The organism is Pelistega indica (assembly GCF_000506865.1).
Lineage (GTDB): Bacteria > Pseudomonadota > Gammaproteobacteria > Burkholderiales > Burkholderiaceae_B > Taylorella > Taylorella indica.
In genome coordinates, this window is the sequence record NZ_AYSV01000019.1 from 1 (window position 1) to 7,876 (window position 7,876).

At 38.2% G+C, this 7,876-nt stretch carries 7 protein-coding genes and 1 pseudogene; 2 read left to right on the plus strand and 6 right to left on the minus strand.

The annotated features are described in order from the left end of the window. Positions 1-55: 55 nt before the first annotated feature. A pseudogene (locus tag V757_RS29835) lies at positions 56-163 on the plus strand (integrase core domain-containing protein); the annotation flags it as partial. A 228-nt stretch (positions 164-391) separates the two neighbouring features. Here V757_RS29835 and ilvC read toward each other — a convergent pair. Genes ilvC through ilvB form a run of 3 tightly spaced genes read right to left on the minus strand, consistent with a single transcriptional unit; the run spans position 392 to position 3,693 of the window. After that, a complete protein-coding gene (gene ilvC, locus V757_RS17320) occupies positions 392-1,408 on the minus strand; it encodes a ketol-acid reductoisomerase (protein ID WP_023949398.1) in 1,017 nt (338 codons plus the stop codon). A gap of 60 nt (positions 1,409-1,468) precedes the next feature. After that, positions 1,469-1,960: an acetolactate synthase small subunit gene (gene ilvN / locus V757_RS17325; RefSeq protein ID WP_023949400.1), complete on the minus strand. Its 492-nt coding sequence runs from the start codon at positions 1,958-1,960 to the stop codon at positions 1,469-1,471. A gap of 11 nt (positions 1,961-1,971) precedes the next feature. Beyond that, positions 1,972-3,693 carry a biosynthetic-type acetolactate synthase large subunit gene (gene ilvB, locus V757_RS17330; protein WP_023949402.1) on the minus strand — a complete coding sequence of 574 codons (1,722 nt, stop codon included), beginning with the start codon at positions 3,691-3,693 and terminating at the stop codon, positions 1,972-1,974. A 444-nt stretch (positions 3,694-4,137) separates the two neighbouring features. Here ilvB and V757_RS17335 point away from each other — a divergent pair, with 444 nt between their 5' ends. Further along, positions 4,138-6,345 carry an FUSC family protein gene (locus V757_RS17335; RefSeq protein WP_023949404.1) on the plus strand — a complete coding sequence of 736 codons (2,208 nt, stop codon included), beginning with the start codon at positions 4,138-4,140 and terminating at the stop codon, positions 6,343-6,345. 12 nt (positions 6,346-6,357) lie between these two features. Here the strand turns inward: V757_RS17335 and V757_RS27355 are convergent, their stop codons facing one another. From V757_RS27355 to V757_RS28845, 3 genes are all read right to left on the minus strand, one after another. Next, the gene (locus V757_RS27355; RefSeq protein ID WP_147628826.1) at positions 6,358-7,014 is read right to left on the minus strand and encodes an MFS transporter; all 657 of its coding nucleotides are present in this window, start codon (positions 7,012-7,014) and stop codon (positions 6,358-6,360) included. A gap of 19 nt (positions 7,015-7,033) precedes the next feature. Further along, positions 7,034-7,585, minus strand: a complete 552-nt coding sequence (locus V757_RS27360) for an MFS transporter (protein ID WP_162146553.1) — start codon at positions 7,583-7,585, stop codon at positions 7,034-7,036. 57 nt (positions 7,586-7,642) lie between these two features. Continuing rightward, the coding region (locus tag V757_RS28845; RefSeq protein WP_218184472.1) for a hypothetical protein at positions 7,643-7,876 on the minus strand (234 nt) is incomplete at its 5' end.

Here is a 7,876-nt window from a genome sequence, read left to right on the forward strand (position 1 = left end):
CATGAGGTTTTAGGGTGTTACCTCTTTAAAACAACTTAAAACAAGGTTAAACGAACTAACCGAGGAGTGGTTAACGATTTATAATACGCAAAGACCTCATGATGCACTAAAGGGGCTCACCCCTTTAATGTACAAACAAAAACATTCCGTTTCTACTTTATAGTTGTACTAAAAATGGGATGGGTACAAATTATTTACCACTAAATACTGAGGATTAGAGAGTATGCTATAAGTAACATTTCAATTAATTTCTCTATCCTAACAACATAGCTTCTACACAAAAATAACGTGGTGATATAAGAGTACCTATACCACCACGGCTAATATTGTCTATTTACACATAGACTCACCTTAAATAGTGAGCCTATATTTATCGCAAAACGCTTTATGCTTAGTTTTTGCTTTGATCTACTAATTTATTTTTAGCAATCCAAGGCATCATCGCACGTAATTTAGCACCTACTTGCTCAATTTCATGCTCTGCATTTAAACGACGACGTGACGTTAATGTAGGTGCACCAGCTGCATTTTCTAGAATGAAGCTCTTCGCATATTCACCTGTTTGGATATCTTTTAGGCATTGACGCATTGCTTCTTTAGTTTCTGCTGTTACTACACGTGGACCTGTCACATATTCACCATACTCAGCATTATTAGAGATTGAGTAGTTCATATTTGCAATACCACCTTCGTAGATAAGGTCTACGATAAGTTTTAACTCGTGCAAGCATTCGAAATAAGCCATCTCTGGCGCATAACCCGCTTCCACTAATGTTTCAAAACCGCATTTAATTAACTCAACCGCACCACCGCAAAGAACGGCTTGTTCACCGAATAAGTCTGTTTCTGTTTCTTCACGGAAGTTTGTTTCAATGATACCAGCACGACCACTACCAATAGCACTTGCATAAGATAAAGCGATATCGCGAGCTAAACCTGATGTATCTTGATGAACAGCGATTAAAGAAGGTACACCACCACCTTGTGTATATGTACCACGTACAGTATGACCAGGTGCTTTTGGTGCAATCATAATCACATCCACATCATTGCGTGGAACAACTTGACCATAGTGAACGTTAAAGCCATGCGCAAAAGCTAAGGCAGCGCCTGCTTTGATATTAGGACCAACGTGATTTTTGTATACTTCAGCAATATTCTCATCTGGTAAAAGAATCATTACTAGGTCTGCATTTTTAACTGCTTCATCCACTTCAGCTACTTTAAGACCAGCATTAACGGCTTTGTTCCAAGACGCACCGCCTTTACGTAAACCAACAGTAACATTAACACCTGAATCATGAAGATTTAAAGCATGTGCATGACCTTGTGAACCATAGCCAATAATAGCTACTTGCTTACCTTTAATTAAACTTAAATCACTATCTTTATCATAAAAAACTTTCATCACTAACTCCACAAATAATAATTACTATCTATTTAAATAAACTACTAACTTAATACATTGTTAAATCTTTAAAATACGCTCTGCGCGACCAATCCCAGAAATACCAGTACGTACTGTTTCCAATATTGAACTCTTTTCAAGCGTATTGATAAATGCTTGAATCTTACTCTGATCACCTGTCAGCTCGATCGTATAGGTTTTGTCTGTGACATCTACAATATGCCCACGGAAAATTTCGGTTAAGCGCATTAACTCTTCACGCTCTTTACCTACAGCACGAACCTTGATCATCATCAATTCACGCTCAACATGTTCACCTTCTGTTAAATCAACTACTTTCACCACATCAACCAAACGATTTAAGTGCTTAGTAATCTGCTCAATGATTTCCTCTGAGCCTGTCGTACTAATCGTCATTCTAGATAAGGTTTGATCTTCTGTAGGAGCAACTGTTAAGGTTTCAATATTATATCCACGTGCAGAAAATAGACCGACAACACGTGATAAAGCCCCAGGAGCATTCTCTAATAAGACTGATAAAATATGTTTCATCTTGTGTGCTCCTACTTATCATGTGGACCTAAAAGCATTTCTGTTAAACCTCTACCGGCTTTCACCATTGGCCAGACGTTTTCCTCTCTATCTGTGATGATATTTAAGAAGACCAAACGATCTTTATATTTACCAAAAGCTTCTTTAATAGCTGGTTCAACATCCGTTTTTTTCTCAACCTGAATACCAATATGCCCATAACTTTCGACTAGTTTCACAAAGTTAGGAATTGAGTCCATATAGGATTCTGAATAACGTTTTTCATAATCTAACTCTTGCCATTGGCGAACCATACCAAGATAACGATTATTCAAACACAAAATTTTAGGCGTAAACTGATATTGTTTACACGTTGCCAATTCCTGAATATTCATCTGAATTGAGCCTTCACCCGTAATAACAGCAATTTGAGCATCAGGATTAGCTTTTTGAACACCCATCGCATAAGGTAAGCCGACACCCATTGTGCCTAAACCACCCGAATTAATCCAACGACGTGGTTGATTAAAGCGATAGTACTGAGCCGCCCACATTTGATGCTGCCCAACATCGGATGTCACAAAAGCATCACCACCTGTCACTTCCCAAAGTGTCTGTACCACGTATTGAGGTTTAATTAAATCAGACTCAGTGTCATATGCCAGACATTGACGACTACGCCATTCATTAACTTGTTTCCACCAAGACTCCAACGCTTTAGCTTGTTTCTCACGAGGACCACCAAACTCTCGCACAAACGCATTTAAATCAATCAATACGTCTTTAACATTACCCACAATAGGAATGTCGGCACGAACACGCTTAGAGATAGATGATGGGTCAATATCAATATGAATAATCTTGCGCGGGTGAGACATAAAATGTTTAGTATTACCTACGACACGATCATCAAATCGTGCGCCAATAGCAATCAACACATCACTATTTTGCATCGCCATATTTGCTTCATATGTCCCATGCATACCGGGCATACCTAAATAAGATGGATGATTAGCAGGCAATGCACCCAACGCCATTAAGGTTGTCGTGCATGGTGCACCAACCAAATCAACAAATGTTTTAAGTTCTTCTGACGCATTAGCTAAAATTGCTCCACCACCCACATAAATCATTGGACGTTGTGCATTCGCTAATAATTGAGCCGCTTTTTTAATTTGTCCACTATGGCCTTTTGTTGTCGGTGCATATGAACGCATTTTTACCTCACCTTTTGGTGGGGTATATTTGCATGGTGCCATAGAAACGTCTTTAGGAATATCAACCAACACAGGACCAGGACGTCCTGTCGTAGCGATGAAAAAAGCCTTACGCATTGTATCGGCTAAATCTTTGACATCTCGGACAAGAAAATTATGTTTAACACATGGGCGAGTAATACCCACAGCATCACATTCTTGGAAGGCATCCTCACCAATTGCCTGAGTTCCCACTTGACCACTAATAATGACCATAGGAATTGAGTCCATATAGGCGGTTGCAATACCAGTCACGGCATTGGTTAAACCAGGACCACTCGTTACTAAGCAAACACCAACTTTTTGGGAGGAACGGGAATAAGCATCTGCTGCATGTACCGCAGCTTGTTCATGTCGAACAAGAATATGCTCAAAATCTTTTTGTTTGTAGATGGCATCATAAATATAAAGTACGGCACCACCCGGATACCCGAACACATGTTTAACGCCCTGTTCGGCAAGGCAACGCACTACAATGTCGGCGCCAATAAGTTCCATTATAAATCCTTTCATAACTAGCCCAACCGCATTGATTTGATTCTAGGGTACTTAAGTCTGATCACTAAAATTTACAGCGCTTCGTGTTTTACAAAAACAGCCCACCTGAAAACCTTAATCAACAAGATCTTAAGAAATCAACCAGTCAGCACAAATAGCAAAAATGCTTTAAGTTCGAAATGGAGGTCGCTATAACAACTTGTGGTCAATATAACAACTAATTTTCTTGTAAAAGTACACTCAAATACCAGCGGGTAGCTAGCTTTTTTGTACATAATTCTTCTATGGATGAAGAAGAAAATTAACTTTACCGTATTCCCAAAAATATTGCAACGCACATAGGCAATTTTTGTTAAAAAACCACCATAGCTCTGTATTGTTTTCACATCTAAATAAGTGATAAAACATGATAAAATCTAGCTTTATGGCTTATCTATCCATCCAATGTATATTTCTACGGGCAAATTTAATCGATTAATAGCAGGACCGCATCTATTTTTTGCTCTTAGGCAAGGAATTGGGGTCTTACTACCTATTATTTTACTAATAGGCTTTTTTGATCTTTATCATTTTGGTTTTGCTTTTTCTGCTGGTGCCCTAGCAATCGCTCTAATTGACCAACCTGGTGGTACAAAACGTTTTCGTATCAAGGAAATGCTTTTTGTACTAATTGCCGGTAACCTAGCGGCTCTAATCACTGGTCTAGCACGCCCCTATCCATCTATCATTTGGTTAATTATTTCCCTGCAGGTTTTTGGATTTTCGATGTTTTCCGTCTTTGGTAAGAGAGGTGGATTAGTCGGTTTTGCTTGTTTGATGATGATGCTACTCTCACTAAGCATCAATATTCAAGGGACAGATATTTTTCACTATGCTTTAATTTCTTTGGCTGGTAGTACTTATTATTTTCTTTTTAGTCTGTCCATTAGTTATATTTTTCGTCTGCACGAAGAACGTTTAACCCTTGCCAGTGCCGTTTATGCCACTGGTGATTATATGCGAGCCAGAGCTGCTTTTTATGATGTGGACAATGATTTAGATGGCTGTTTCCGCCAACTTCTCCCTCATATGATTACCATGACGGATGCTCACCAAGCTGCCAGAGATAATGTACTACGTAATCTTCCTGAGGATCATAAAAATCATCAGCGTCAGCGTATTATTCTCTGGAATGTTTTCATCGAAATTATTGCCCTCTTGGATACTATGGTGGCAACACAAACTGATTATGAAGTCCTACGCCAGCGCTTTAAAAATGATGACATTATGCTGTTTATGCGTGATACGCTAATAAAATTAAGCCGTACTTTACAACGTAATGCCCTAAAATTAGCCCATAACTCAACAGCACCTTATCGTAATAGTGTTAAAGCTGAATTACGTGCTATCGAATACGAAATAGAACAATATAAAGCGGCTGGTATGGCAAAAGCTGAACCCGAAGTATATGCCCTACTTATCCAAGTACTTCGTCGGTTACGTAATGCCAGTCGCTATGTAGATATTATTTGCGATAACTTACGTGATGACGCCAATATCCAAGCACTAGATAATATGCGTCGTGATAAATCGTTGCTTCAATTCAGGACACATCAATCTTTACGTTTACAACCTATTTTAGACAACCTCCACTTTGGTTCAGCCATTTTCAGATACGCTCTTAGAGTAACGCTCGCCATTGTTATTGTGCAACTTTTTACCAATGGTATTGTTTTAATTTATGAGCATAATGAACTAATAGATAAGCTTATTGAACATAGTCATTGGATTACTATCACTATCCTATTAACGATGCGTCCCGGTTTTGCTTTGACTCGTCAGCGTACTATGATGCGTCTACAAGGGACTGTTATTGGTTGTCTGCTAACTCTCTTATTATTTAGCATTACTACTAACCCAATCATTCTGACTATTAGTATGTTGTGTTGCATGATTTTAGGACAAGCATTGATTGTGAATTTCTTCCGTTCTGGTTCAATGTTTATTACCATGTACGTGCTTATTGGTTTTTATTTTATTAGCCCCAATATTTTTACAATTATTGGAGAACGTGCAGCAGATACGGTGATTGCTAGTATTATTGCTTTTGCCTGTAGTTTTGCCTTCCCTTGGTGGGAAGAAAATCAAATCAAGCGTTTAGCTAATAAGACTATTAATGCCAGTCTAACCTATTTAGAAAAAGAATTACTGTTTGTTGATTCAGCATTAACAAGTGGTTTTAATAGACATAATTATTCTGCTGAAACTTTTGCTAGTAATCCTTTATATATTGATTTGCAACTAGCACGACGGAACATTCACAATGCTTATGCCGAATTTGCAGAAAGTTATGCCCGTATGTTAAGTGAACCTAAATCACATCATTTTAATATTTCACACTTAAACCGATTAATCATGTCACTCAACACCATGACTAGTCAAATTAACTCCCTAGGACCTTTATTACTGAGTCTAGATAAGTTAAGTCCAACATTAAAAGACCACTTTGTTTATATTGAGCAATTACTTAAACAAACTAAGCAACAAGACGACCCTCCTACACCTATACATTTAGAAGATACGCCTGAAAACTTACCATTCATGCTACCTCTCAAACAAATGCAAAATGCCGCACATACCATTCGGAATGTACGGCTCGAATTAGGCTTATAAGAACTAGCTGTCTTAATCAAACTGTTTTGGATTTACTGTTAACGGTTTAGGCCATAAGAAAAAGATAGCGGCAATCGCCTGTATAACTAAAAACAATGTCCATGCCGTCAAATGAGCGACGACTGGATAATGACCGTCAGGCAACTGCTCCCACAAGTCAAGGATATACCCTATCACTAATTGTGTGACAAAAATACTAGAGAAAAAGATCACATTATAGGAAGTCGTTACACGACCTAGAATATGTTTGGGAAAAATCTCCGCACTACTTGCAAAATTAACTGTCCAACTAGAGCCTGCAAAACCAAACATAAACCAAACGATAAAAGGCGGAACTGGCACTTGCAATATCAATAGAAACTCAATCAATACAAAAGTCATCAAACCAATACCACTGAAATAATGCAAGTTGATACCTATCTTTTCTACCACTCGAGCGCATAATCCCGTCGATGTAGTCCCCAATACCATAGCAATACCAATAAGAGAGACATAGTTCGCAATTTCGCTCGGGCTATAACCTAAAACATCAGACATAAATGGACGCACCCATAAGGTATGCGCTGCATAAAACATACCACCCGTAGCGGCAGGCAGAGAAACCCAGCGCCAGAATGTTTTAGTTTTAAAAATTTTGATAGTCCCTTCATACTGAGATTTGAAACTCAAATTATGTGTGACATGTGTATTAGGGACAAACAACCAAATACACATACCAATTAAAAATGATAATCACAGAGATGATGACAGTGATAGTCGACCAATGAAGATGCTCTAAGGCAAAACTAAGTGGCTTGCCTACAACCACCCCACCTAGACCACCGATAGCGACGACTAATCCTGTTAACAACGGCAAACGACTAATAGGAAAACTCTGAGTAAAAATTAAAATACTACCCGCCAATCCTACAGAAATACCAATGCCAATAAGGATACGTCCAATTAACAAACCACTGAAACTACTAGAGAAAGCATAAATTATTCCTCCCAGAGCACAGATCATTAATAACACAGCATGCGTTTTTTTGGCTCCCCATTTGTCTAATGCAATCCCCGCAGGAAGTTGAAAAAGGGCAAATGCAATAAAGAAAATACTTGTTAACAATCCTAGATTGGTCGCATTTAACTGTAGTTCTTTAATTAAAAAAGGAGCAAACGCTACATTCATCCCTCTCACTAAATTAGAGATAAAATAAGCACTTGCAAATAAAACAAAAATTCTCACTCCAGCATTTTTCATATTTTTACTCTCAATAGAACCTAACATAAAGGCTCAAAATGACATTTTAGTAATGCATTAAAACATAATTTCCCCAATATGATAATAAGTTGTTTTACCAATAAAAAAGATACTTGTTTGAAAAACAAGTATCTTGACCATTTCGGCGTGCAGGCTTTCGCCCTTTATCATCAGCCGCTCATGCCCACCCACCAAAGCGAAAGACGGCACGTCAAAATCACCAGAGAAAGGATTAAATGTAAAAAAGATACTTGTTTGAAAAACAAGTATCTTGACCATTCTGAGTGCTGA

What these genes read in the sequence shown, in the direction of transcription:
- ilvC (WP_023949398.1), bottom strand. Translation starts at nt 1,408, where the DNA reads ATGAAAGTTTTTTATGATAAAGATAGTGATTTAAGTTTAATTAAAGGT.
- ilvB (WP_023949402.1), bottom strand. Translation starts at nt 3,693, where the DNA reads ATGGAACTTATTGGCGCCGACATTGTAGTGCGTTGCCTTGCCGAACAG.
- V757_RS17335 (WP_023949404.1), top strand. Translation starts at nt 4,138, where the DNA reads ATGTATATTTCTACGGGCAAATTTAATCGATTAATAGCAGGACCGCAT.
- V757_RS27360 (WP_162146553.1), bottom strand. Translation starts at nt 7,585, where the DNA reads ATGAAAAATGCTGGAGTGAGAATTTTTGTTTTATTTGCAAGTGCTTAT.
- ilvN (WP_023949400.1), bottom strand. Translation starts at nt 1,960, where the DNA reads ATGAAACATATTTTATCAGTCTTATTAGAGAATGCTCCTGGGGCTTTA.